Origin of the sequence: Duganella sp. Dugasp56 (assembly GCF_047304105.1) — a bacterium.
GTDB classification, from domain to species: domain Bacteria; phylum Pseudomonadota; class Gammaproteobacteria; order Burkholderiales; family Burkholderiaceae_D; genus Rugamonas; species Rugamonas hordei.
Genome location: NZ_JBGLYQ010000010.1, coordinates 29,283 through 52,726, shown reverse-complemented (window position 1 = coordinate 52,726; position 23,444 = coordinate 29,283). Strand labels below are relative to the sequence as shown.

General features: G+C 64.2%; 22 protein-coding genes. 9 read left to right on the top strand and 13 right to left on the bottom strand.

Annotated elements, in window-relative coordinates; all coding sequences use genetic code 11:
- Positions 1-13: 13 nt before the first annotated feature.
- Positions 14-2,782 carry a TonB-dependent receptor gene (locus tag ACCD07_RS08925; RefSeq protein ID WP_413447123.1) on the bottom strand — a complete coding sequence of 923 codons (2,769 nt, stop codon included), beginning with the start codon at positions 2,780-2,782 and terminating at the stop codon, positions 14-16.
- Positions 2,783-3,178: 396 nt separating this feature from the next.
- On the opposite strand from ACCD07_RS08925, the gene ACCD07_RS08920 reads away from it, so the two are divergent.
- Both ACCD07_RS08920 and ACCD07_RS08915 read left to right on the top strand, forming a co-directional pair.
- Positions 3,179-3,919, top strand: a complete 741-nt coding sequence (locus ACCD07_RS08920; protein WP_176654987.1) for a GntR family transcriptional regulator — start codon at positions 3,179-3,181, stop codon at positions 3,917-3,919.
- 12 nt (positions 3,920-3,931) lie between these two features.
- Positions 3,932-5,224 carry a glycoside hydrolase family 18 protein gene (locus tag ACCD07_RS08915; RefSeq protein WP_413447122.1) on the top strand — a complete coding sequence of 431 codons (1,293 nt, stop codon included), beginning with the start codon at positions 3,932-3,934 and terminating at the stop codon, positions 5,222-5,224.
- A 31-nt stretch (positions 5,225-5,255) separates the two neighbouring features.
- Here ACCD07_RS08915 and ACCD07_RS08910 read toward each other — a convergent pair whose 3' ends face one another.
- The 11 genes from ACCD07_RS08910 to ACCD07_RS08860 all read right to left on the bottom strand — a co-directional run bounded on the left by ACCD07_RS08910 (position 5,256) and on the right by ACCD07_RS08860 (position 17,351).
- The gene (locus ACCD07_RS08910) at positions 5,256-6,566 is read right to left on the bottom strand and encodes a hypothetical protein (protein WP_176654989.1); all 1,311 of its coding nucleotides are present in this window, start codon (positions 6,564-6,566) and stop codon (positions 5,256-5,258) included.
- Between the two features lie 105 nt (positions 6,567-6,671).
- Positions 6,672-7,793, bottom strand: a complete 1,122-nt coding sequence (locus tag ACCD07_RS08905) for an ABC transporter ATP-binding protein (RefSeq protein WP_413447121.1) — start codon at positions 7,791-7,793, stop codon at positions 6,672-6,674.
- Positions 7,794-7,797: 4 nt separating this feature from the next.
- On the bottom strand, positions 7,798-9,114 hold the full coding sequence (locus tag ACCD07_RS08900; RefSeq protein ID WP_413447120.1) for an MFS transporter: 1,317 nt from the start codon (positions 9,112-9,114) through the stop codon (positions 7,798-7,800).
- A gap of 22 nt (positions 9,115-9,136) precedes the next feature.
- Positions 9,137-10,627 (bottom strand): beta-N-acetylhexosaminidase, encoded by a 1,491-nt coding sequence (gene nagZ / locus ACCD07_RS08895; protein WP_413447119.1) that lies wholly within the window; start codon positions 10,625-10,627, stop codon positions 9,137-9,139.
- Positions 10,624-11,430 carry a carbohydrate ABC transporter permease gene (locus ACCD07_RS08890; protein ID WP_176654993.1) on the bottom strand — a complete coding sequence of 269 codons (807 nt, stop codon included), beginning with the start codon at positions 11,428-11,430 and terminating at the stop codon, positions 10,624-10,626. The genes nagZ and ACCD07_RS08890 overlap by 4 nt, the downstream gene beginning before the upstream one ends.
- Positions 11,427-12,284, bottom strand: coding sequence for a carbohydrate ABC transporter permease (locus ACCD07_RS08885; protein WP_413447118.1), 858 nt, complete (start codon positions 12,282-12,284; stop codon positions 11,427-11,429). Before ACCD07_RS08885 ends, ACCD07_RS08890 begins: the two co-directional genes overlap by 4 nt.
- A 1-nt stretch (position 12,285) precedes the next feature.
- Positions 12,286-13,497: an ABC transporter substrate-binding protein gene (locus ACCD07_RS08880; protein WP_413447117.1), complete on the bottom strand. Its 1,212-nt coding sequence runs from the start codon at positions 13,495-13,497 to the stop codon at positions 12,286-12,288.
- A gap of 132 nt (positions 13,498-13,629) precedes the next feature.
- Positions 13,630-14,643, bottom strand: a complete 1,014-nt coding sequence (locus ACCD07_RS08875; RefSeq protein ID WP_176655224.1) for an SIS domain-containing protein — start codon at positions 14,641-14,643, stop codon at positions 13,630-13,632.
- A 5-nt stretch (positions 14,644-14,648) separates the two neighbouring features.
- A complete protein-coding gene (nagA, locus tag ACCD07_RS08870) occupies positions 14,649-15,746 on the bottom strand; it encodes an N-acetylglucosamine-6-phosphate deacetylase (protein ID WP_176654995.1) in 1,098 nt (365 codons plus the stop codon).
- On the bottom strand, positions 15,743-16,420 hold the full coding sequence (locus ACCD07_RS08865; RefSeq protein ID WP_218087982.1) for a GntR family transcriptional regulator: 678 nt from the start codon (positions 16,418-16,420) through the stop codon (positions 15,743-15,745). Before ACCD07_RS08865 ends, nagA begins: the two co-directional genes overlap by 4 nt.
- A 61-nt stretch (positions 16,421-16,481) precedes the next feature.
- Positions 16,482-17,351: a BadF/BadG/BcrA/BcrD ATPase family protein gene (locus tag ACCD07_RS08860; RefSeq protein ID WP_413447116.1), complete on the bottom strand. Its 870-nt coding sequence runs from the start codon at positions 17,349-17,351 to the stop codon at positions 16,482-16,484.
- 291 nt (positions 17,352-17,642) lie between these two features.
- Between ACCD07_RS08860 and ACCD07_RS08855 the strand changes: the two genes are divergently transcribed.
- On the top strand, positions 17,643-17,885 hold the full coding sequence (locus ACCD07_RS08855; RefSeq protein ID WP_413447115.1) for a hypothetical protein: 243 nt from the start codon (positions 17,643-17,645) through the stop codon (positions 17,883-17,885).
- Position 17,886: 1 nt separating this feature from the next.
- On the opposite strand, the gene ACCD07_RS08850 is transcribed toward ACCD07_RS08855, so the two are convergent.
- Entirely contained in the window at positions 17,887-19,215 is a 1,329-nt protein-coding gene (locus tag ACCD07_RS08850) for a GIN domain-containing protein (RefSeq protein ID WP_413447114.1), read from the bottom strand.
- A 314-nt stretch (positions 19,216-19,529) separates the two neighbouring features.
- On the opposite strand from ACCD07_RS08850, the gene ACCD07_RS08845 reads away from it, so the two are divergent.
- From ACCD07_RS08845 to mobB, 6 genes are all read left to right on the top strand, one after another.
- Complete coding sequence (locus ACCD07_RS08845) at positions 19,530-19,715, top strand: hypothetical protein (RefSeq protein WP_176655000.1); 186 nt, start codon at positions 19,530-19,532, stop codon at positions 19,713-19,715.
- Positions 19,715-20,230 (top strand): hypothetical protein, encoded by a 516-nt coding sequence (locus ACCD07_RS08840; RefSeq protein ID WP_176655001.1) that lies wholly within the window; start codon positions 19,715-19,717, stop codon positions 20,228-20,230. Before ACCD07_RS08845 ends, ACCD07_RS08840 begins: the two co-directional genes overlap by 1 nt.
- 18 nt (positions 20,231-20,248) lie before the next feature.
- Positions 20,249-21,886, top strand: coding sequence for an AAA family ATPase (locus tag ACCD07_RS08835; protein ID WP_413447113.1), 1,638 nt, complete (start codon positions 20,249-20,251; stop codon positions 21,884-21,886).
- A 1-nt stretch (position 21,887) separates the two neighbouring features.
- Positions 21,888-22,523, top strand: a complete 636-nt coding sequence (locus ACCD07_RS08830; RefSeq protein ID WP_413447112.1) for a general secretion pathway protein GspB — start codon at positions 21,888-21,890, stop codon at positions 22,521-22,523.
- Positions 22,524-22,591: 68 nt separating this feature from the next.
- The gene (locus tag ACCD07_RS08825; protein ID WP_353400601.1) at positions 22,592-22,783 is read left to right on the top strand and encodes a hypothetical protein; all 192 of its coding nucleotides are present in this window, start codon (positions 22,592-22,594) and stop codon (positions 22,781-22,783) included.
- Between the two features lie 67 nt (positions 22,784-22,850).
- Positions 22,851-23,393: a molybdopterin-guanine dinucleotide biosynthesis protein B gene (gene mobB, locus ACCD07_RS08820; RefSeq protein WP_353400604.1), complete on the top strand. Its 543-nt coding sequence runs from the start codon at positions 22,851-22,853 to the stop codon at positions 23,391-23,393.
- The last annotated feature ends 51 nt before the right edge of the window (positions 23,394-23,444 follow it).

The window sequence follows — 23,444 nt, the reverse complement described above, 5'->3', positions numbered from 1 at the left end:
AAACGGTTACGTTTTAGTACTTGATATGCAGACCAGCGTAGTACTGGGCGCCGTTGGCATAGAAGCGTGCCGGCTGGTCCTTGTTGAAGATGTAGTTCTTCAGGATCGGGTTGTTCATGTTCTGGCCACTGATCGTCAGCTGGATGTTCTTGCTGATGTTGTAGTTGAACGATGCGGACAACTGACCCGACGCATCCTGGTACAGCGGAGTGCCGCGGTCCTGGGCTGCCAGGAACGAGGAACGCCATGCGTAGCCGATACGTGCGTTGAACTTGTCGTTTTCGAAGTACACGCCGGCGTTGGCGGTGGTCTTCGAAGCGCCCAGCATGTCGCACGGATCGCCCGAGGTCGACGTCTGGATCGCAGGGCAGGCACCGAAGTCCAGGTGCGAATCAGCCAGCGTGCCGTTCACGTCAAAGCCGAAGCCCATGCCCAGCGGTACCTGTGCTGCCAGTTCCAGACCCTTGACCTTGGCGCCGACGTTGATCGGCGAGGTGATGGTGTAGTTGGCGAACACTGGCTTCTTCTGTTCCTGCGAAGCGCGGGTGTCGATGAAGTTGCCGGTGCTGGTGCCGTAGCCGACGTAGTCGTGCAGGTCCATGTAGAAGATACCTGCGGACAGCAGCGCGCGTGGTGCGAAGTACCATTGCAGGCTGGCGTCCAGGTTGTTCGACTTGACCGGTTTCAGTGCCGAGTTGCCGCCGTTGCCGGTGTGGGTTTCGTCGGTCAGGATCACCGCGCCGCCCAATGCGCCGTAGTCGGGACGGGTCATGGTGCGCGACAGGCCCAGACGAGCGACCACGTCGGAACGCAGGTCGAACTTCAGGTTCAGGCTAGGCAGCGGGATCGTGGTGTTGTTGTCGATCGCGGTCTTCTTGACGAAACCACCCCATGGATACGCTGGCAGCGTTTCGCCGGCTGGCTGGTTCGGCAGGATCTGGTAGCCGTTCGAGGTGCCTTCGGTGCGCACGACACGCACGCCGACGTTGCCGCTCCAGCCTTCGCCTTCCATTTCACCCTGGACGTAGAACGCCTTGGTGTTTTCCGTCAGGTCGAACATGTCCTGGTAGTAGGTGCGGCTGACATCGCGGTTCGAGTGCAGGTTGCCCCATGCGTTCAGGATCGCGGGATCGAGGATCCAGACGTTTTTAGGGAAGTCGCCGCCCAGGTCCTGGCCGAAATTGCCTGGATAGGTGGTGCCGTTCCAGGCCGGGTTGGTGCTGGTGCCGCCGACATCGGTGTTGGCCCAGTTAGGACCTTGCGCCACTTCGAAGTTGGAACGGGTGTGGTGGGTGCCACGGATACCGAACTTGACTTCGCGGAACACGCCGCTGTCCAGCTGGAAGGCCGCGTCGATCTGGCCATAGCTTTCCTTGTCGTCGGTGGTCGCAGGCGATACGCCGAAGACCCAGTCCAGCGGGGTGCCGGTGAACTTGGTCACGTCGATGCTCGGGAACTTGACGGTCGCCGGGCTGCCCAGGCCATTCAGCGTGTAGCTGGCGCCGGAGTTGTTGACGTCACCTTCGAACACGCCCTGGCTCGGGGTTACGCCCTTGCCCTTGGTGGCGCCGGCCTTGGCGGTCAGTACCAGCTTGTCGGTAACGCGCCATTTGCCGTCCAGGTCGAAGAACTCGGTCTGTGCGTAAGCGCCTTCGCGGACGATGTCGTCGACGATACCGTAGCGCAGTGGTGCGGCGGCGGTGCCCTTGTTGGCGAACGATGCCGACACCAGCGTGCCGTTGCGGACCACGTAGCCTGGATCAGGCGCGACGCCCGAACCCAGCATGCCCGAACCGTTCATGTCGGTCATGTAGTTGGTGTTGTAGTTCGATGCGTCCATCTTCGAGCGGAAGTAGGTCGCTTCCAGGCTGAAGTCGCGGCTAGGCTTGAATTGCACGTCGAGCAGGCCGCCCTTGCGCTTGCGCTCCTGCTGGAACAGCGAGGAACCGATCAGGCGCGGGAACCAGACGTTGGCCAGGTCAGGATTGGTCTTGACGGCGGCGTTGGTCGGCGACACCTGGGTCCACTGCAGCAGTTCCTGGCCGTCGCGGCGCAGGCTGCGCTTCTCGGAGAAGCCCTGTGCCATGAAGCCGATGGTGCCTGCTTCGTTTTTCCAGTTGATCAACGCGCTCACTTGCGGATCGGTTTTTTCAGCCAGCGTCGAATAGACCGCCTGCACGTTGGCTTCCATCGACAGCGGGGCCTTGAAGTCCAGCGGGTGGCGGGTGCGGATGTCGATCGAGCCGCTCGAGCCGCCTTCGATCTGGTCGGCGGTCGGTGCTTTGTAAACCACGACCTGGCCGACGATTTCCGACGGCAGCAGCGAGTACGAAGCCGAACGGCCGACGGCGCCGCCCACCTGGTCCAGCACGAACCAGTCGCCCGACGATACGGCGTGGCCGTTGATCAGGGTCTGGGTCAGCGAAGGAGCGGTGCCGCGCATGGAGACGCGGTCGTTTTCGTCGAAGCCGCCCGAGCCAGCGCCCGAGGTGGAGATGTTCACGCCTGGGACGCGCTGCAGCGAGTCAGCGACGTTCTTGTCCGGCATCTTGCCGACGTCTTCGGCGGTGATCACGTCGACGTTGCTCGACGCATTGCGCTTGACCGACAGCGATTGCTGCAGCGAGCCGCGGATGCCGCTCACGATCACCACTTCCGGCTCTTTCTCGGTCGCGGCTTGTTGTGCCTGAGCGGTCATCGAAACGCTCAGCGCCAGGATGGCAGCCGCGGTCGCGATAGGCGTCAGTTTGGACATTTTCGTGTTGTTAGTATTGTGATACATGTTCCCTCCCGTTGATGAAGGCTCCGCCGAGCCCACTGATTGTTGATGTGTAATTCTTTTCACTTCTTTTCAAAACCACCTACAAAACCAATCCAACGCCAATATACCCGTGTTTTAATACCAGATCACTACCACTTTAAAATTCTTTTTTGTTTGTTGTATAAGGCATACACACTCCATGCTGTAGAGCAATGTAATACCGGCTGGGTGGTGGTATGGTGCGCGTCTGTGACGATATACAACAGGCAAGAAGCCTGTGGCTATAAGGGTTTCTGCCAAGCTGCGCAAAATATTTGCAAGATGGGCTGGCAATGCTGGATGACTTGTGGTCTTTTTTTGGTATTATCGTCCGACAACTACGGAGAGGATGTCTTCATCGTTATGGAACGCGATCATATGGCCCCACTGGTACACATCCGGCAGCACCTCAATGAGACCAGTAACCTACCCCTCTACCAGCGCCTGCAGCGGGCCCTGCGCTCGGCCATTGAACAGCATCTGCTCAAGCCGGAGGACGCCTTGCCGGCCGAACGCCAGCTGGCGGCCGACCTGGAGATCTCCCGCATCACGGTGCGCAAGGCGATCGACGGCCTGGTCGGCGAGGGCGTGCTGGTGCGGCGGCCCGGCTCCGGCAATTTCATCAACACGCGCATCGAGAAGAACTTCGCCAAGCTGACGTCGTTTTCCGAGGACATGCGGGCGCGTGGGCGAACCCCGCGCAGCGTGTGGCTGAAGCGTTCCGAGGGCACCGTCACGCCGGACGAGGCGATGCGGCTGCGGCTCAGTCCCGGCGCGGCGGTCTACCGTTTCAACCGCATGCGCTATGCGGACGACGTGCCGATGTGCCTGGAGTACGCGACCATCGTGGCGTCCTGCCTGCCGTCGCTGGACGCGGTGGACGTGTCCATGTACGACGCGCTGGAAAAGGCCGGCAACCGTCCGGTGCGTGCCTTGCAGCGCCTCTCCGCGTTGCTGCTCAATGCCGAGCAGGCCATGCTGCTGCAGGCGAAGGAGGGCGATGCCGGCCTTTCCGTCGAGCGGCTGGGTTTTTTGCGCGATGGCCGCGCGGTGGAGTTTTGCCGCTCCTACTTCCGCGGCGATATGTATGACTTTGTGGCTGAACTGAACGCCACCTGACCTTAGGGAATTATGAATACTCGTTTAACTCGATGGGCCCTGGCGTCGGCGCTTGCCTGCGCCTTCAGCCTGCCCGCCGCCGCAGGAACAGCGCCTGAAGTGGTTGGCTACTATCCCGGCTGGAAATCGGCAGATTTTCCCGTCACCGCCGCCAACGTCGATGCCGGCAAGCTGACGATGGCGCTGTACGCCTTCGTCGACGTCTGCTGGAACGGCAAGCATGGCAACCCGGAGCCTTCGGTGAATTACGTCGCGCCGTGCCAGGGAGCCAATGGCACGCTGGCGTTCCGCGACGACGCGGCCGACGGCGCCAACCTGCGCGCGCTGGTGGCGCTGAAGAAGCGCCATCCGAAATTCAAGGTGGTGGTGTCGGTGGGCGGTTGGGATTGGTCGAACCAGTTTTCCAACATGGCCGATTCGGCAGCGGCGCGGGCCAGCTTCGTGGCGTCGTCGGTGCGGCTGATGCGCCGCTTCGGGCTCGATGGCGTGGACATCGACTGGGAGTATCCGACCGAGGCTGGCGTGCCTTGCGTGGCGGGCGCGGTGTGTGCGCGGCCGGCCGACAAGCAGAACTTCATCGTGTTGGCGCGCGAGCTGCGCGCGGCGTTCGACAGCGCGGGCAAGAAGGACCGCAGGCATTACAGCATCACCATCGCCGCCGGCGGCAACGCCAACTACATCAGTGAAAACGGCGGCGGCAGCGCGTGGATCAAGGAGCTGTCGCGGAGCCTGGACTGGATCAACATCATGACCTACGACTTTCACATGCCGTGGGAGAAAAACAGCGGCCATCATGCGGCGTTGTCGGCCGACGCCAGGGATCCGGTGACGGCCAGCGGATTCTATTCCGCCGCTTCGGTGCAGCGCTACCTGCAGGCCGGCGTGGCGGCGGACAAGCTGGTGCTGGGCGTGCCGTTCTATGGCTACGGCTGGAAGGGCTGCGCAGCGGGCGCCGATGGTGACGGCCAGTACCAGCCTTGCGACGGCGGCGCGACGGGCGGCACGAACGGCGGCAACTCGTATGGCTTCAGCCATCTGCTGAAGCAAGGCGTGATTACGCTGGCGGCGGATGGCTCCACGGCGGGCGGCAAGGGCTACCAGCGATACTGGAATGCGTCGGCCAAGGTGCCGTACCTGTACAACCCGGCGGAGCAGGTCTGGATCACGTACGAAGATCCGGCGTCGCTGAAGGAGAAGGCCGGCTACATCAAGGCGCAGGGGCTGCGCGGGGCGATGTTCTGGGAGCTCAGTGGCGACGGCGGGCACCAGATGCTGGATGCCCTGTCGGCCGCGATGCGGCCCTGATGTAAAAAGCCGGCTTGCGCCGGCTTTGTTTTTACTTGGCTGCTTCAGGCGCTTCAGCGACTGGCGGCTTGTTCTGGTACATGATCCAGTAACGCGCCAGGTCGCCACGACCGTCGGGGGCGTTGATGGTTTCCAGGATCTTGATCGATTCGTCCTTCTTGCCGGCCATGGCCAGGGCGTAGCCCAGGCGCAGCTTGGCGTCTTCAGGATTCTTGGCCACGCCCTTGGCGATGCCTTGCTTCATCAGGTCGATACCCTTGTCGAACTGGCCCAGGGTGATGTAGTTGTAGCCCAGGTTGACCAGGCCGACGCCGTCTTTCGACTTCTGCGCAGCTTCAACACCCTTGTCGATGTTTTTCGCATCGTCGGCGGCGCCCTTGTTGGCGCTGTCGCGGATCTTCTGCAGCGCGGCCTTGTTCTTGCCGGCAGGGATGCCGTCCGGATAGCCCTTGTCCATCGCGATCTTGCCTTCGGTGAAGAAGCCGCCCAGCACGGCCAGCTCGGCCTGTTCGGCGTAGTCTTCCGGCTCCATCTTGGTCGGCGTGGCGACCGCTTTCAGGCGGGCGATGTCCAGGTCCAGGCGCGGCGCATAGGACTTCTTGCCGCGGGTGCGGTTCAGCAGGTCGAACCAGTAGTCCGGGGTAGGGTAGTAGCGGGCCAGTTCTTCAACCGCTTGCAGGTACAACTCGGTGTCCTTGGTCTTGATGCCGACGTTGCCCAGCAGGTTCAGCTCATCCTTCGGTGGCGCGACGCCGGCTTTCTTGGCCGCTTCGATATCCTTCAGCACTTCGGTTTTCGCGGTGGCGAAATCGTTCTTCAGGAAGTAGGAACGGACGATGTACTGGCGCTGCTTGTTCACGTCGCCGGACTCGGTGCCGTAGCGGTTGAACCAGACGATGGCGTTGTCGTAGTCCTTCAGGTTGCTGTAGTAGATGCCGGCGACGGCGTCGATGAAGCGCAGCTTGTCTTCAGGCTTCAGGCGGCCCGAATCGATCATCTCGCTGAGCGCCTTGATGGTGCCTGGATTGTCGCCGCTGGCCTGGCCCACTTGCACGCGCATCTGGTTCAGCACGAAGGCTTCGTATGGGGTGATGTTCGGCATCGCCGCAGCGGTGTTGATGCGGTTCTGGAATTCGGTGTAGTTCTTGGCTGCCAGCAGTTCTTTGGTCTGGGCCGGGTCGATCAGCTTGTAGATTTCCGGACGCACGGCGTCTTTCGGCGGTTCGGCCGGCTTGGCGGCTTCGGCGGCATAGACCGGGGACATGCCCAGCATGGCTGGTGCGGCGTTCAGGCCGATGGCGGCCAGGATCAGGCTAATGCGAGCGAGACGAATGTGGGACATGGTTATCCTTCAATCAAACAAATTAGACGGGCGGCGGATGCGCCAGACCGTCGCGGTAGAGTAAACCTGCGTATTGTTACATAAAACCGCTCGAAACTCCGAATTTCAAACGTGTGCCTGCGCCCGCGCAAGAGCGCGGCCCCCGGCGTTAAATAACAGGCAACGGGAGGGCGGCAGGTGCACGCGCGCGCGGCTGCCGGCATGCAGCGGAGTCGCCTCGGCGGTCTGTTTGACGGCGATCATCTCGGGCACTCCGGCCAGCGTGGCGTAGACGATGGACAGGTCGCCCAGGTACTCGACGTGGCCGACGCCGACGTCGATGACGTTGTCGGCCTGCCCTTCGACGGCGATGGACAAATGCTCGGCGCGCACGCCCAGCGTAACCTTGTCGCCGCACTGCGGGCCGGCATCGATATCGACATCGACGATGGCGCCGCCAGGCAGCAGCACGCCGGCGCGCTGCTGCGATCCATGCCGCGATACCGAGACGATCTCGCCGGGGATGAAGTTCATCTTCGGCGTGCCGAGGAAACCGGCCACGAACAAATTGGCCGGATGGTTATACAGTTCGTGCGGCGTGCCGACCTGCTCGATGCGGCCGCCGTTGAAGACGACGATGCGCTGGCCCAGCGTCATCGCCTCGACCTGGTCGTGGGTGACGTAGATCATCGTGGTCTTCAGCTCCTGGTGCAGGCGGCTGATTTCCACGCGCATCTGCACGCGCAGGCTGGCGTCCAGGTTGGACAACGGTTCGTCGAACAGGAAAACCTCCGGCTTGCGCACGATGGCGCGGCCGATGGCGACGCGCTGGCGCTGGCCGCCGGACAGCTCCTTCGGCCGGCGCTTGAGCAGCGGCGCGATCTGCAGGATGGCGGCGGCGCGTTCGACGGCGGCCTGCACCTCGGCCGGCTTGTGGCCGGCCAGCTTGAGCGCGAAGGCCATGTTTTCATACACCGTCATGTGCGGGTACAGCGCGTACGACTGGAACACCATCGCCAGCTTGCGCTGTGCGGGCGCGATGTCGTTGGCCAGCGTGCCGCCGATGTGCAGCGTGCCGCCGCTGATCGATTCCAGCCCGGCGATCATGCGCAGCAGCGTGGACTTGCCGCAGCCGGACGGGCCGACGAAGACCATGAATTCGCCGTCGGCGATGTCGAGGTCGACGCCGTGGATGACCGGGGTCTTGTCGTAGCTCTTGACGATTTCCTTGAGGCTGACGCTGGCCATGGGCTTATCCCACCTGTTCCGCGTGGGCCGCTTGCGGCGCCGGCTGCTCTTGTTCCGGCTGCGGGCGCGCCGTCATCGGAATGATCTGCGACAGCACCGCCACCGGAATCGCGCACAGCATGACCCAGATGAAGAAGTGCTGGTAGCCCAGCGAGATCTGGATGTCGCCGCTGAACAGCTTGAACAGCACGAAGCCCAGCTGCATGATGCCGGTGGAGAAGGCGTAGTGCGCGGTCTGGTATTTGCCCGGAGCGACCACCTGCATCATGTACAGGATCAGGCCGACGAAGCCGAAGCCGTAGCCGAACATCTCGACGCTGAGCGCGGCGCCGATCACCGACAGGTCGGTCGGCTGGAAGTAGGACAGCAGGTAGAACGCCAGGTTGGGCAGGTTGACCGCGAGGATCAGCCACAGGATGGCGCGCTTGAGGCTGAGCCACGAGGTGAAGTAGCCGCCGGCGATGCTGCCGACCACGAAGGCCACGGTGCCGACGGTGCCGTAGACGGCGCCCACTTCGGCGGTGGTCAGGCCCAGGCCGCCGAGGTTGCGCGCCTCGCGCAGGAACAGCGGGCCGATCGACTGCACCTGCGCTTCGCCGGCGCGGAACAGGATGATGAACACGATAGAGACCCAGATGCCGGGCTTCTTGAAGAATTCGACGATCACTTCCCACAAGGTGCGGGCGATGGCGGCGGCGTTGGTGTCGGCGGTGACTTCGTTCTTCGCCAGCGGCAGCGCCCAGCTGTTGTACAGGCCCAGGCCGATCATGATCGCACCCAGGATGCAGAAGCAGATGGTCCATGCAGGCACCACGCCCATGGTCTTCTCGAAGTGGCCGGCCAGCAGCAGCAGGCCGCCGGTGGTGAAGAACTTGCCGGCGTTGAAGAAGGTGCCGGTCCAGCCGGCGTACTGCGCCTGGCCTTTTTCATCGAGGCTGGTGATGTACAGGCCGTCGCACGCGATGTCGTGGGTGGCGGCGGAGATGCCGACCAGGGCCAGCATCGCCATGCAGGCGGCGAACCAGAACGGCGCGTGCAGCGCCAGCGCGACGCCGCCGAGACACAGGCCGCCGAGGATCTGGAAGCCGACCACCACCAGCTTCTTGCTGCTGGCCAGTTCCAGGAAGGGACTCCACAACGGCTTGAACACCCACGCGAAGCCGATCAAGCCGGTCCAGTGATTCAGCTCGTCGTTGGGCACGCCCATGCTCTTCAACATCTGGTTGGCGACGATGGCCACCGCGAAGAACGGCAGGCCTTGCGCCAGGTACAGGCTGGGTACCCAGAACTTCGGATTGCGTATGTTTTGTTTGTTGTCCATGCTGTGTCCTCCCCGTGTATTTTTATGCGAAGCCTGGCACCGGCGCGTGGCCGGTGGCTTCCAGTTCGCCGGACAGCCAGCCATTGACGGCGTCCAGCGCCGGCCTGGCGAAGCCGTAGGTCATCAGCGAGGGCGCCTGGATGTCGAGCGCCTGGTACGGGTTCCATAACGCCAGGTGCAGGTCGGGACGCCAGGTGTCGCGCGCGTGCTGGCCGTAGCGCAGGCGCGAGGTCGATGCCAGGATGGTGAAGCGGCCGTCTTTCGGCAGCGCGCTCCAGTCGAAGGTGTCGGCGTTGGCGAAAGTCACCAGTTCGACATCGTATAGTCGGCGCAGCGATGCGGCCACTTCCTCGGCCGGCACGCCGGCTTCGGAAACGCCGTCACTGACGACGTCCTGGCGCACCACCAGGCGCACATTGGCGCCCTTGGCCGGACGGCGCGGTGCACCATAGGCGGTTAGGCTGCGGCGCCAGCCTTCGGCCATCACTTCGCGGTCGGCGGCGTCTTCCTTGTAGGAGCGCGGTTTGCATGGATAGGCCAGGGCCAGTGAGGCCAGCCGGTCCAGGCGGGCCTTGACTTCGTCCATCGTCAGCTCGCCCGATGCGATGGCCGCTGCGATGGAGTCCAGGGTTTCGTTCTGCGTTTCGGTGGTGCCGAGGGCCATGACCATGTCGGCGCCGGCGGTCAGCGCACGCACGGCGGCGTTGCCGACGCCGTAGCGGCCGGCGATGGCGTGCATGTCCATACCGTCGGTGATGACGATGCCTTTGTACTTCCACTCGTCGCGCAGCAGGCCGGTGAGGATGCGGCGCGACATCGTGGCCGGATTGTCCGGGTCCAGCGTCGGGTAGACGATGTGGGCGGTCATCATGGCCGGCGCGGCGCCGGAGGCCATGCGGAACGGCGCCAGTTCCAGGCGGTCCAGCTCTTCGACCGGCTTGTTCACGGTCGGCAGGTCGCGGTGCGAATCGACGTTGGTGTCGCCGTGGCCGGGGAAATGCTTGACGCAGCAGGCCACGCCTTCCGCATGGCTGCCTGCCATCCACGACATCGCCAGTTCGGCGGCGCGTTTCGGCTCGGCGCCGAAGGAGCGCTCGGCGATCACCGGATTGTGCGGGTTGTTGTTCAGGTCCAGCACCGGCGCGAAATTCCAGTTGAAGCCGAGCGCCTTGACGGCGCGCGCGACGGCGGCGCCGGTGCGGTAGGCCAGGTCGGTGTCGTTGGCGGCGCCCAGGCCCATCGCGGCCGGCGGCGCGGGCACCCAGGTCGAACGCACCACGGCGCCGCCTTCCTGGTCGATGCCGATCAGCGATTCGGGGCCCATCACCGCGCGCAGGTCGGCGGTCAGCTTGGCCAGCTGTTCGGAGTCGGTCATGTTCCCGCGGAACAGGCAGACGGCACGGATGCTGTTCGCTTTCAGGAAGTCGGCGGTGGCCGCGTCCAGCACGGTGCCGGGGAAGCGGATCATGATGAGTTGGCCGGCGATTTTTCTCAGTTCGTTTTGTGTAGTCATTTCACTGCTCCGTCCATGCCGCGCATGAAGAATCGTTGAGTAAATAAGAAGGCTGCCAGCGTGGGCAGGATGGTCAGCACTGTCCCGGCGGCGATCACGCGCGTGCTGCTGCCGAAGGTGCCGCGCAAATACAGCACGCCCACCGACAGCGGGAATTCGTCCGGCTTGCTCATCACGATCGAGGGCCAGATGTATTCGTTCCATGCTTCGACCGCCGTCAGGATGCCGACCGTGGCCAGCCACGGGGCGATCAGCGGCAGCATGATCTTGCTGAAGATGGTCCATTCGGAGGCGCCGTCGACGCGCGCTGCGTCGATCAGGTCTTGCGGCACTTCCTCGAAGGCCTGCTTGAGCAGCAGGATGGCGACCGCCGTCACCACGTTGGGCAGGATCACGCCGGTGTAGGTGTCGACCAGGCTCAGTTTCGTCACCGTGATGAAGTTGACCAGGAAGTTGACTTCCGACGGCAGCACCAGCGTGGCGAGGATCAGGCCGAACACCAGCTTGCGTCCCTTGAACTGCATGCGCGCCAGCGGGTAGGCGGCGGCCGAGCACAGCGCCAGCTTCCAGAACACCGTGCAGGCGGCGATGAAGACCGAGTTGCGGAAGAAGGACCACATCGGAATGGCGTTGAACACTTCGATGAAGTTGTCCAGCGAGGGCTGGTTCGGCCAGAAGGTAGGCGGGAAGGCGAAGATGTTGCCTTCGGTGGAGACGGCCGTGACCAGCGTCCACCAGAACGGGAACACGCAGACGACCGCGATCGCGCAGAGCAGCAGATAGTGGAGGGCGGTCTTCATCATTTGTGTTTCGGCTTGATGTAGCGCAGGCAGAGAAGGGCGATACCGATGCAGAAGATAGACATCACGAAGCTGGCGGCCAGCGCACGCGGCAGCTTCAGGTGCTTGAGGCCCTGGTCGTAGGCGTAATACAGGCCGGTGAAGGTGGAGTTCATCGGGCCGCCCTGCGTCAGCACGTCGACTTCCTGGTAGGCCTTCAGCGCGGCCAGTACGGACAGGATGGAGCAGACCATGATGGTCGGGCGCAGCATCGGCACGGTGATCTTCCAGAAACGCTGCCAGCGGTTGGCGCCGTCGAGGATGGCGGCTTCCTGCATGTCGGCGGGGACGGCTTGCAGCGCGGCGAGGTACATCACCATGTACCAGCCCAGGCCGCGCCACAGCGTGACGAACATGATGGCGAACAGCGCCAGGCTGTCGTTGGACAGCCAGCCCACCGGTGCGCCGACCAGTTGCAGCGTCATCAGCACGTAGTTGAGCGCGCCCTGCTCGTGGAACATGAAGCCCCACATGATGCCGACCACCGACACCGTCGTGACGACGGGGACGTAGAAGGCGGCGCGGAAGTAGCGGATACCGGGCAGCTTGTTGTTGACCAGGACCGCGAGGCTCAGCGCGCCGATCTGCACGAAGGGCACCATCAGCAGGAAGATCAGCGAGTTTTTCAGACCGGTGACGAACATCTCGTTGTCGAAGATGTAGCGGAAGTTGTCCAGGCCGACCCAGTGGGTTTCGCGTATCAGGCTGTAGTCGGTGAAGGCCAGCAGCGAACCGAAGGCCACGGGCCAGAACGAGAACACCGCCAGCAGCGCCAGCGCGGGGGCGAGGAACAGCCAGGCGGTGAGGTTGCGCGTCATCTCAGTGGCTCCGCTGCGAAACGAGTTTCCTGTTCCAGATCGCGACGGCCTGGTCCAGCGCTTGCTTCACGTCCTGCTTGCCGGTGACGCCGGCTTCCACAGCCTTGACCAGGTAGCGGCGCAGTTCGTCGTAGTCGGTAATGCCGGCCACGTACAGCGTATGCGAATGCGGCATCGACACCGCGCCCGCCGATACGGCCTTTTCCGCCGCGCCGGCGCCCGGCGGCACCGTCATGAAGAAGGGATCGTTGGCCGCTTGCGCCATCGCGGGATAGACGCTGGCCTGTTTGGCGAAGGCCAGCTGGTTGGCGTCGTTGGTCAGGTAGCGGGCGAACTTGCCGATGGCGGGCAGCAGCTTCGCATCGACGTTCTTCGGCACGGCGAAGTGAATCAGCCAGCCGCCGTCGGCGATGCCGGTGGGGCCCAGCGGTGCTGGCGCGACGTCGGTGATGGCGTAGATGTCCTTGGCGTCGCTTTGGATGCGCTTGACCGCCGTGGGCGGCGCCAGCAGCATGCCGAGGCGGCCGCCCTTGTAGGCGTCGATCGCGGCGGGGAAGTTATCTTCGGCGAACAGCGCATCCTTCAGCAGGCCGCCTGCCTTGTAGGTATCGGCAAGCTTTTTGATCAGCGCGATGTGCGCGGGCGAGTTGAAGACGGCCTTGCCGTCCCTGATGACGGCCAGCCCCTGCTGCATCATCAGCCCGTCGATCTTGGACAGCGCTGGGCACAGGCCGGCCTTGCCGGTGCGCGCGGCGATCTGCCGGGCGAACAGCAGCTGCTCGTCCAGGTCGCGCGGCGCGTGGGGGATGCCGGCTGCCTTGAAGATCTGCGTGTTGTAGGCGATGACGGCGACGTTGCTGTACATGGGGAAGCCGTAGGTCTTGCCGCCGAAGGTCAGGTCCTCCAGCGTGCTGGCGAGGTAGCGCGGGCGGGCGTCGGCCAGCAGGGCGTCGACCGGCGTCAGCAAACCGTCGCGGGCGAATTCGTCGGCCCACGGCACGTTCAGGTTGACCAGCGCAGGCGGCGTGCCGGCGACGATGCGGGTGACCAGCTTGGTCTGGATGACGTCCCAGGGGAAGTCCACCCACTCCACCTTCACGCCCGGATTGCCGGCTTCGTAGTTCTTCACCAGCGTCTCGAAGTAGGGCGTGAATTTGGGCTTCATGCTGAAGGTCCAGAACTCGATTTTTTCCGAGGCGAGTGCAGCGGACATACATAGCGTCACCGCCGTCATCCCCGCGAAAGCGGGGATCCATGCTGAGCGTGAGCTCCACATCAGTATGGATTGCGCGACGGCGCACCGCCGCCTGCGCGGGAATGACGGCGGGGCTGCTGGCGACATTGCTTAGTTGGTCTTGGTGACTTTGCTCAGGTGGCGCGGAGCATCCGGATCCATGCCGCGTGCCGCCGACAGCTGGGCCGCCATCACGTAGAAGGCCTGGATCGCAACGATAGGATCGAGATCCGGCGTTGCCGCGACAGGCAAGGTCAGGTCGCGTTCGGCCACGTCGGCCGGAGCGGCCAGCAGCACGCGCGCGCCGCGGCCGCGCATTTCGGTCGCCAGCTGCAGCAGGCTCGCCTGCGTCGGGCCACGGGTGGCGAAGATCACCAGCGGGTAGCCTTCTTCGATCAGCGCCATCGGGCCGTGCTTGATTTCCGCGCCGCTGAAGGCTTCCGCCTGCAGTGCCGAAGTTTCCTTGAATTTCAGCGAGGCTTCCAGCGCCACAGGGAAGCTGATGCCGCGACCGACCACCATGATGTTGCGGGCAGGGGCCAGCACTTCCAGCGCCGAGGTCCAGTCTTCCTTGGCGGCTGCACGCAGCGAGTCGGGCAAGGCTTCCAGTCCGGCCAGCAGCTCCGGATCGTTCTGCCATTGCGCGACCAGGCGGGCACCGGCCACCAGGCTGGTGATGAAGCTCTTGGTCGCGGCCACGCTCTGCTCTTTGCCGGCGCGCAGCGGCATCGCGAATTCGGCGGCATGGGCCAGCGGCGAATCGATGTCGTTGACCAGCGCGATGGTGGTGGCGCCGCCGTCGCGGAAGTATTTGATCGGCTCGACCACGTCCGGGCTCTGGCCCGATTGCGAGATCGAGATGGCCAGCGTGTCGCGGGTGATCAGCGGCGATTTGTTCAGCGTGACCAGCGACATCGGCAGCGACGCCACCACGCGGCCCAGGCGCGCCATGATCAGGTAGGCGGCGTAGGCGCAGGCATGGTCCGAACTGCCGCGCGCGATGGTCAGCGCGGTCGAGAAGGAAGTGCTCCTCAATTTGCGGCCCAGTTCCGCGTAACGATCGCCGTCGCTGGCCAGTTGCAGGGCTACGCAATCAGCTGCGGACAGGGCTTCTTTCAACATCATTGAGGTCACAACAATTCTCCTTCGATATAGACGGCTTTAAGGTTCAGGTCACGGTCGAGCACCACGAAGTCGGCGTAGGCGCCGGGGGCCAGGCGGCCCCGCTCTTGCAAGCCGAGATAATCGGCCGCATACGTTGAGACCCGTGCCGAGGCATCCGCCAGATCGAGGCCGAGTCCGACCAGGTTGCGCAGCGCCTGGTCCATAGTGAGTGTGCTGCCGGCCAGCGTGCCGTCGGGCAGGCGTACGCCGCCCATGCATTTCATGACGACCTGGCGGCCCAGCATGTACTCGCCGTCCGGCATGCCGGTGGCGGAGGTCGAATCGGTGACGCAGTACAGGTTGGGTATGCAGCGCAGCGCGGTCTTGATGGCGCCCGGGTGCACGTGCAGCAGGTCGGGAATGAATTCGGCGTACTGGGCGTGGGCCAGCGCGGCGCCGACCATGCCCGGCTCGCGGTGGTGCAGGCCGGTCATGGCGTTGAACAGATGGGTGAAGCCGTGCGCGCCCTGCTTCAGCGCGGCGACGCCGTCTTCATAGGTGCCCAGCGTATGGCCGATCTGCACGCGCATGCCGGCGTCGGACAGTTCCTTGACCAGTTCCAGATGGCCGCCGATTTCCGGTGCCACGGTGATCAGCTTGAGCGGCGCCATGGTTTCCAGGCGCTCGACGTCGGCCAGCTTGGCCGAACGCGCGAACGGCGGCTGCGCTCCGAGCTTGCCGGAGTTGATGTACGGGCCTTCGAGGTGGGCGCCGAGCACGCGCGCCTCGCCCTTGCCGCGACTGACGGCGGCGGCGCCGATGCCTTTCAGCGCCAGGTCGATATCGTCCGGCGGCGCCGTCATCGTGGTGGCCAGCATGCTGGTGGTGCCGTGCTTTGCATGGATGGCGGCGATGGTGTGGACGGCGTCGCCGCCTTCCATCACGTCCTTGCCGCCGCCGCCGTGCACGTGCAGGTCGATAAACCCCGGCAGGATATAGACGTCTTCGTTTTGCGAAGGGTCGACGCTGCTGCCTTGGATGGCCGCGATGCGTACACCGAACGTGATCTCACCGCGGACCCAGCCCGCCGATGTCAGGATATTGCCTTTGATTGCATCGCTCATCTGCGCGACTCCGCTACGAATTCATAATAATCACTGCGGCAATACGAGTGGGTCAGTTCCACCGCTGCGCCGTTGTCGAGATAACTGACGCGGGTGATATGCAGCATCGCAGCACCCGCAGGAATATTGGCCAGGCGCGCCTGCTCGGCGCTGGCGTTGACGGCGCGGATATGCTGCAGCGCGCGCATCGGGATGGTGCCGTTGGCTTCCAGGTAGCCGTACAGCGAATCGGTGACGCTGTGCGGGTTCGGCATGTACTGGGCCGGGATGGTGGTCGTCTCGATCGCCATCACCACGTCGTCGGCGGTGCGCAGGCGCTTCAGGCGCGCCACCGGCATGTTCGGCGACAGGCCCAGCGACAGCAGCTCGACCGGCGAGGCGATGCCGATGTCGCGCTGCAGCCAGCGCGAGCCGGCGGTGAAGCCGCGTTCGCGCAGCTCCTCGGAAAAGCTGGTCAGGCGCGACAAGGGCTGCTCCAGTTTCGGCGTGATGTAGGTGCCGGAACCGCGCTTGCGGGTCAGCATGCCACGGTCGCACAGCATGTCGATCGCCTTGCGGGCGGTGACGCGGGAGATGTTAAGCATCTCCGACAGCACGCGCTCGGACGGCAAAGCCTCGTTGGCGCGCCAGCCGCCGTCGGCGATCCCGTCGGACAGCTTGTTCGCAAGCTGCATGTATAACGGGGTATCGCTGTCTGCATCCGGCTTGAAATCGCTCAACTGGGCTAGCACTGGTTCACTCCTTCAGGCGTTGTTGGATCAGCCGCAGGGCACCTGCCGCGGAATCGCCTTGCGGCAGGACGATCCGCTTCAACATCGATACCGGCATGTACGGGCGCAGCGGCGCGGCCAGTCCGCCGCACAGGGCGATCGGCAGCGTGCCGGTGGTGTCCAGCGCGTTGGCCATGATTTCCACTTCGCGTCCCGCTTCGAGCAGGATCAGGCGCGCCGCCTCGTTCGATTCGCCGTGCTGCAGCACGATGCGTGCCAGTTGCGCGTAATTGGTCTGCGTGGCCTTGGCGAGCCAGTTCTGGATTGCGTTGCGCTCGCCTCCGCAGGCGTTGGCCACGTCGTCGGCGAAGGCGCTGCCGGACAGGCGGCCGTCAAGCACTTGCTGTATATGGTTGACCGCGCGCAGTCCCATCCAGGCGCCGCTGGCTTCGTCGCCGGCGGGGAAGCCCCAGCCGCCGACTTCGACGTGGCTGCCGTCGGCGCGCTTGATCTCGCCGACGCTGCCGGTGCCGAGCGCGATGATGGCGCCGGGCTGGCCGCGATGCGCGCCCAGCACCGTGGTGTGGCCGTCGGTCTCCAGCGCCACGCGGGCGTAGCCGGGATTGGCGGCGACGAATTCAGCCGCCCACTGCTTGTTGTGCACGCCGGCCAGGCCGAGGCCGATGGCGATCTTGTCCTTGGCCGGGAATTCCAGTTCGGCGGCGCGGAAGGCCATGCCGGCGGCATCCTCGACAGACGCCCAGGCGTTGGCGATGCCGTGCAGCAGGCCGGACGGTCCGCTGACGCCTTCCGCCAATTCAACGCCGTCGGTGCGGGCCAGGCGTACCCGGGTGCCGCTGCCGCCGCCATCAACGCCGATTAAAAATTCGATCATGGTTATCTGAGAAAACTGTCGCTGGGATATCCGGTAATCCGGAGAGTTGAGGGCACTATATGGTTGGCAAACCAGCTTGTCAACAGGTATTTAACTGGTATTATAAAATATTGAAGTGGACTGGCGTTGTCGTCTTTGAATGTATTTGTAAGTTATTGTTTTTATTGGCTATTGAATAAAAACGCGGCAAGTGGTCAGGTGTCGCATTTGCATGCCACTTTGGTCTGGTTTTGGTAGGCGGAGGGGCCGAGGGAGTACACTAGCGGTTTAGTGCAATTTTGAGAGTAGAAGATGAGTGATTACTGGGACGACTGGCAGCGCGAAGCGTTGACGGCCGGCGTCAAGGCGCCGTTGGCCAAGCTGGGAATGGAAGTGCTGAAGACCCACCGCAAGAACCGCTGGCCCAGGCATTTCCTGGGCCGCATGGAGGATGGTCCGATGATGATTACGATGTGTCTGGAAGAGCCGGACGAGACGGAACTGCTGTTTATCGAAAACCTGCATCCATACGACGCGAAACTGACCCCGCTTTAGTTTAGTTGGTGTGCTGGCGGTTGCGCTCGTAGGTGGTGGTCTTGTCGTTGACGTTGACGACGGCGTTGCCGGGGCCGCGTACCGTGACGTCGGCTTGCTTGGTCCACAACTGGCGGGCGTTCAGGTTGCCGGAGCCGCTCAGCTGCGCGGTCAGGTTGGCGGTCTTGCCGTCCAGCTTGACCTCGCCGGGGCCGTGCATGTTCAGCCGCACGTCCTTGCAGTCGGTAGTGGCGCTCAGGTCGCCCGAGCCGCTGACTTCCGCTTCCAGCGCGTCGCTGACCTTGGCCAGGTAGATGTTGCCCGGGCCGCGGCTGCGCGTGACCGCGCGCGCCACCTGCAGGCTCTTGGCGTCGAGGTCGCCCGAGCCGCTCACTTCCGCACTCAGCATCCCCACGCTGCCCGACAGGTTCATATTGCCCGGACCGCTGAGCAGGGCGCGCACCGTCGGCGCCTGCAGGCCGCGCACCGTCAGATCGCCCGAGCCGTGCACCTCGGCGTCGAATTTCTTGATGTTGCCGGCCAGGCAGGCTTCGCCGGGGCCGTGCAGCATGGCGCTGGCGGCGTCGGCCGACAGCGAGCACGCTTCGAGATCGCCGGAACCGGCCACTTCGGCGCGGATTTCCTTGGCCGTGCCGCGCAGCGTGACCGATCCCGGCCCGTGCATGGCGGCGTTGATTTTGCCGGCGTGCATGTCGCCGATGTCGAGGTCGCCCGAGCCGCTGACCACCAGGTTGACATCCTGCGTGATGCCGTTGGCGTTGACATCGCCGGGGCCGTTCATGGTGATGTTCAGGCTGCCCGCTTTCAGGGTGCGCAGGTCGACGTCGCCGCTGCCCGAGGCGTTCACCGTCAGGTCGCGCACGCTGCCGCTGGCGTGGATGTCGCCCGGGCCTTCGGAGGTCAACGCCAGCTGCTGGCCCTGGAATTGCTGCAGGTCGACGTCGCCGCTGCCGGAGTTGCGCAGGCTCTTCAGGTTGGCCGCGCTGATGCGTATCGTCATCGGCGGCTTGCTGTCCTTGCCCCAGCTGAAGTTGAAGTTCCAGCCTTTTTTCTGGCGCGGCTGGCGCACCGTCAGCGTGTCGCCGCTGACCGAGGTTTCGATGTCGGCGAACTGGCGGCGCAGACCGGACAGTTCGATGCCGTTGCCGGCCTGGGCGGTGATGATCACGCGGAACGGGCCGCTGAGCGCGATGCTGGTGAACGGCGCCACGGTGCGCGTTTCGGTGCCGATGGTGTTGTCTTCCTTGCCATCCTTGTTTTCAGCCTGGACGGCGACGGCAGCCATCAGCAGGGCGGCGGCCAGCGCGGTGTATTGGATCGTCTGCTTCATTTTTTATCTCGATTATGGGAAGTGGCGAGGATTGAACAATATGACAAAACCACCACGACGGCGCGCGGAATGGGACGGATGCGCATAACGATGGGATCAACTGCAAAAAACCGGCACTGAGTTGCAATTCAACTTCGCTGTGTGGCGGCCGTTACCAACAGGGAGGGCGCACTGCTGCGAAACAGTGTGGCGGCCGTTACCAACAGGGAGGGCGCACTGCTGCGAAACAGTATGTGTTTTTACCCCGGAATGTCATAATGAGGAATCATGACGTGTTGCCGGGGAAACACCTGCGCAGGAAATAAGGAGCGCATATGATTCGATACATGGGAACTAAAAACACCGACGACGGCTCTGTGTTGTATATCTTTTTGATTAACGGTTTGCAGAAGGAAATTCGGGAAAGCGCCTTGAAACAATACCCTGGCTGTTACGAAGCCCTTCCGGCCACGGCCAAGGCACGCATCAGCGCCAACCGGTCCTGGCTGTCAAAGTTATAATGCCGTCGCTCTCGCGCATGCCGCGCGGCGCCCTGTGCGCCGTGCTGATGGCGGCCTGCTGCGCCGCCGGCGCGCAATCGGTGCCGACCACGTTCGGCACCATCATCGGCAACGGCCTGCTGTGCCGCGACCAGACCGACAATCTCTATTTCTACGAGTACCTGCGCAAGGCCTTCGGCCAGCCCTACAAGCACGACGGCGGCGCCTACTGGTTCAAGACCGACGGCGCCAGCCTGTGGGGCACGGCGATTTCCGAAGTCATGGTCAGCGACGACACCAGCACCTATATTTTCGTCGGCGCCGTGGCCGAGGCGACCCCTGAGGTGCTGGAGCAATCCATCATCACCCAGGTCGGCGTGCATTATGCGAGAATCGACAGCTCGGCGTTCCCGGTGCGCGAGGCCAAGCCGGCCAGCCGCATCGTGTATTTCGATACCAAATCCAAGATTTACTGCGCCAAGTTCAAGCCCTTGCCTCCCGTGCAACCACCGCCGGTGCGGCAGCGCTTGAAATAGCGCGTTGCCAGGGCCTTCATGTACACGCATTTCTTTAATCTGAAGCAATCGCCGTTTTCCATCGCGCCCGATCCGCGCTACCTGTTCATGAGCGAGCGCCATCGGGAGGCGCTGGCGCATCTGCTGTACGGCATTGGCAGCGGCGGCGGCTTCGTGCTGTTGACCGGGGAGATAGGCGCCGGCAAGACCACCGTCTGCCGCTGCTTCATGGAACAGATCCCCGAGAACTGCAAGCTGGGCTATATCTTCAATCCCAAGCTGTCGGTGGAGGAGTTGCTGCTGTCGATCTGCGACGAGTTCGGCATCGAGCTGGCGCCGCAGGGCGCGGGCGCGGTCAGCGTCAAGGGCTATGTGGATGCGATCAATGCCTATCTGCTGGCCAGCCACGCGCAGGGCCGCAACAACGTGTTGATCATCGACGAGGCGCAGAACCTGTCGGCCGAGGTGCTGGAACAGTTGCGCCTGCTGACCAACCTGGAGACCAGCGAGCGCAAGCTGCTGCAGATTATCCTGATCGGCCAGCCGGAGCTGCGCACGATGCTGGCCCGTCCGGAGTTGGAGCAATTGGCGCAGCGGGTGATCGCGCGCTATCACCTGGGTTCGCTGTCGGAGGCGGAAACAGGGGCGTATATCGAGCATCGCCTGGCGGTGGCCGGGGCCGGCGCGATCGCGCCGTTTCCGCGCCGGCTGATGGGGCTGGTGCACGGCCTGGCCAAGGGCGTGCCGCGACGCATCAATCTGCTGTGCGACCGGGCTTTGCTGGGCGCGTACGTGGAGAACCAGCCGCAGGTGACGCGCAATATCCTGCGCAAGGCGGCGGCCGAGGTGTTTGCCGGACAGGATGCGGCGGCCGGCGGGCAGGGCGGCTGGCTGTCCGGTGCGCGCTGGCCGCTGGTGGCGGCGGGCGTGCTGGGCGGCGTGGCGATCAGTGTCGCGGTGTGGCAATTGGCGGTGCATGATGTCAAGCCGGTGGTGCGGTCCGCGCAGGCGGCTGTGGCACCGGTGGCGGCGACGCCTGCGCCGGTGCCGGCCGCATCAGCTGTTCCGGCGGCCGCGCCTGCTGCCGGCGGCAGCGCCGCGGCCTTGCGCCAACTGGCGGCGATCTGGGGCCTGGCCTTGCCGGAGGGCGAGCCTTGCCCGACGGCGGCGCGGCTGAACCTGCGCTGCCTGCAAACCCGGGGCGGCATCGACGACCTGCGCCTGCTCGACCGCCCTGCCATGCTGACGCTGCGCGACGATCCGACCGCGCCCAATTACGTGCTGCTGACCGCGCTGGACGAACACGGCGCGACCATCGTGGCGGCCGGCGGCAAGCCGCAGACCATCGCCGTCGATGCGCTGGCGGCCCGCTTCGATGGCGAGTTCACCACGTTCTGGCGCGCGCCGCGCAGCTGGCGCGACGAGATCTCGACCGGCGACCATGGTCCCGACGTCGATTGGCTGGCCAAGCGCCTGGCGCAAATCTACGGACTGAAGAAGCCGCAGGAAAACCAGCCGCTGGACGCCGGCCTACGCAAGCATCTGGTCGATTTCCAGATGGAGCAGCATCTCAAGGCGGACGGCGTGGCCGGTCCGAAAACTTTCATCCGCTTGTATCAGCTGGGCGGCGTGCAGGAGCCGCGCTTGCTGGCCAGCGCCGCCGGGGCAGGGAAATAATATGTCTTATATCTTGGAAGCGCTGAAAAAGGCGCAGGCGGAACGTCAGCTGGGCACGGCGCCGACCTTGCACGCGCCGACGCTGCAGACGGCCGAACAGGCGGCCGGCGCCAATCGCAGGAAGCCGATGATGCTGGCGCTGCTGGGCATGGGCGTGGTGATCCTGGTGTTGCTGGCGATCGTGCTGCGGCCCGGGCAGCAAGGCCAGCCGGAGGTTGCGCAGCAGGCCGCCGCGCCGGCGGCAAAGCTGCCGCCCAAGGCGCCCCGGCCGGACCTGGTGCTGAAGGCGACCCAGGCCGAAGCGCCGGCGCCCGTCCCGCTGCCGCCGCCGGTGGCGACGATTACGCCGCAGCCGCGTCCTCAGCCGGCCGCCGCTGTCCAGCCGCCGTCCAAGGCCGCGCCGGAAGAGCCGGTGATGAACTTGCGCGACCTGCCCGAGCCGATACAGCGCTCGATTCCGCAGATCGCCGTCGGCGGCTATATCTATTCGAAAAATGCCGCGGACCGCCTGCTGTTGATCGACAAGGTCTTGCGCCACGAGGGGGAGGAGGTGGCGCCCGGGCTGACGCTGGAGAAATTGCAGCCGAAGGAAGCGGTGTTCAATTTCAAGGGCTATCGCTACCGCGTTCCGTATTGAACGTGTCACAAGGTCGTCATGTAAAAATGATATTTTTCCATCATTGAACTCAATGCAAGGGATGTATCATGAAACACTTGAAATTGTTGCCGCTGCTGATAGCGGCCGCCTTCGTCCTGCCGCGTGCCCATGCGGCGGAACAGCATGAAGCGCCGCAGCGGGAAATCGGTTCCGGCGCGGCGCTGGCCTGCATCGGCTTGCTGCTGCTGGGCGCCGGTGGTGCCCGCAGAGAAAGTTTCAAACCCCTGAAGGAAGAATAAGCCGCAGCTCTCCGGTTGCCGACTGCTGCGTATAATGGCGGCAAGATCGTGCTGTGGGGTACTGTGAATGCAGAAAGAGCAGGGAAAGAAGCGCCAGGTCCTGGCGGTCATCGGGACGTCGGGCAGCGGCAAGACCACCTTGCTGGAGTTTCTCATCGCCGAGCTGGCGGCCGAAGGCTTGAAGGTCAATGTCATCAAGCACAGCCACCACGACCTGGAACTGGAGCCACCGCGCAAGGACAGCGCGCGCTTGCGCATGGCGGGCGCGGCCGAGGTGATGGTGGCATCGCCGTTCCGCGTCTCCATCATCCGCGAGCTGCGCGGCGCGCCCGAGCCATCGCTGGAAGAACAGCTCGGCCGCCTGGCGCCAGCCGACCTGACCTTGCTCGAAGGCTTCAAGTCCTATCCGATCGACAAGCTGGAAGTCTACCGCGCCGCCTCCGGCAAACCGCCGCTGTATCCGCACGATCCGCATGTGATCGCGGTGGCTTCGGACCAGCCGGCGCCGGCCGACTTGCCGGCCGGTATGGCGTGGCTGGAGTTGAACCAGCCGCCGCTGGTGCTGGCCTGGCTGCGCGACCATCTGAAAAAAAGTCCGCCAAACGCCTAAAGTTACGCCCGAAACGTCCGTAAATTAGGGATACGCCTTAATGGAGAATCA

Coding starts and splice junctions, on each gene's coding strand:
- ACCD07_RS08835 (WP_413447113.1), top strand. CDS start 20,249: ATGTACACGCATTTCTTTAATCTGAAGCAATCGCCGTTTTCCATCGCG.
- ACCD07_RS08860 (WP_413447116.1), bottom strand. CDS start 17,351: ATGATCGAATTTTTAATCGGCGTTGATGGCGGCGGCAGCGGCACCCGG.
- ACCD07_RS08850 (WP_413447114.1), bottom strand. CDS start 19,215: ATGAAGCAGACGATCCAATACACCGCGCTGGCCGCCGCCCTGCTGATG.
- ACCD07_RS08920 (WP_176654987.1), top strand. CDS start 3,179: ATGGCCCCACTGGTACACATCCGGCAGCACCTCAATGAGACCAGTAAC.
- ACCD07_RS08880 (WP_413447117.1), bottom strand. CDS start 13,497: ATGTCCGCTGCACTCGCCTCGGAAAAAATCGAGTTCTGGACCTTCAGC.
- nagA (WP_176654995.1), bottom strand. CDS start 15,746: ATGAGCGATGCAATCAAAGGCAATATCCTGACATCGGCGGGCTGGGTC.
- ACCD07_RS08875 (WP_176655224.1), bottom strand. CDS start 14,643: ATGATGTTGAAAGAAGCCCTGTCCGCAGCTGATTGCGTAGCCCTGCAA.
- ACCD07_RS08925 (WP_413447123.1), bottom strand. CDS start 2,782: ATGTATCACAATACTAACAACACGAAAATGTCCAAACTGACGCCTATC.
- ACCD07_RS08825 (WP_353400601.1), top strand. CDS start 22,592: ATGAAACACTTGAAATTGTTGCCGCTGCTGATAGCGGCCGCCTTCGTC.
- ACCD07_RS08900 (WP_413447120.1), bottom strand. CDS start 9,114: ATGGACAACAAACAAAACATACGCAATCCGAAGTTCTGGGTACCCAGC.
- ACCD07_RS08885 (WP_413447118.1), bottom strand. CDS start 12,284: ATGACGCGCAACCTCACCGCCTGGCTGTTCCTCGCCCCCGCGCTGGCG.
- ACCD07_RS08905 (WP_413447121.1), bottom strand. CDS start 7,793: ATGGCCAGCGTCAGCCTCAAGGAAATCGTCAAGAGCTACGACAAGACC.
- ACCD07_RS08830 (WP_413447112.1), top strand. CDS start 21,888: ATGTCTTATATCTTGGAAGCGCTGAAAAAGGCGCAGGCGGAACGTCAG.
- mobB (WP_353400604.1), top strand. CDS start 22,851: ATGCAGAAAGAGCAGGGAAAGAAGCGCCAGGTCCTGGCGGTCATCGGG.
- ACCD07_RS08910 (WP_176654989.1), bottom strand. CDS start 6,566: ATGTCCCACATTCGTCTCGCTCGCATTAGCCTGATCCTGGCCGCCATC.
- ACCD07_RS08845 (WP_176655000.1), top strand. CDS start 19,530: ATGATTCGATACATGGGAACTAAAAACACCGACGACGGCTCTGTGTTG.
- ACCD07_RS08890 (WP_176654993.1), bottom strand. CDS start 11,430: ATGATGAAGACCGCCCTCCACTATCTGCTGCTCTGCGCGATCGCGGTC.
- nagZ (WP_413447119.1), bottom strand. CDS start 10,627: ATGACTACACAAAACGAACTGAGAAAAATCGCCGGCCAACTCATCATG.
- ACCD07_RS08915 (WP_413447122.1), top strand. CDS start 3,932: ATGAATACTCGTTTAACTCGATGGGCCCTGGCGTCGGCGCTTGCCTGC.
- ACCD07_RS08865 (WP_218087982.1), bottom strand. CDS start 16,420: ATGCAGCTTGCGAACAAGCTGTCCGACGGGATCGCCGACGGCGGCTGG.
- ACCD07_RS08840 (WP_176655001.1), top strand. CDS start 19,715: ATGCCGTCGCTCTCGCGCATGCCGCGCGGCGCCCTGTGCGCCGTGCTG.
- ACCD07_RS08855 (WP_413447115.1), top strand. CDS start 17,643: ATGAGTGATTACTGGGACGACTGGCAGCGCGAAGCGTTGACGGCCGGC.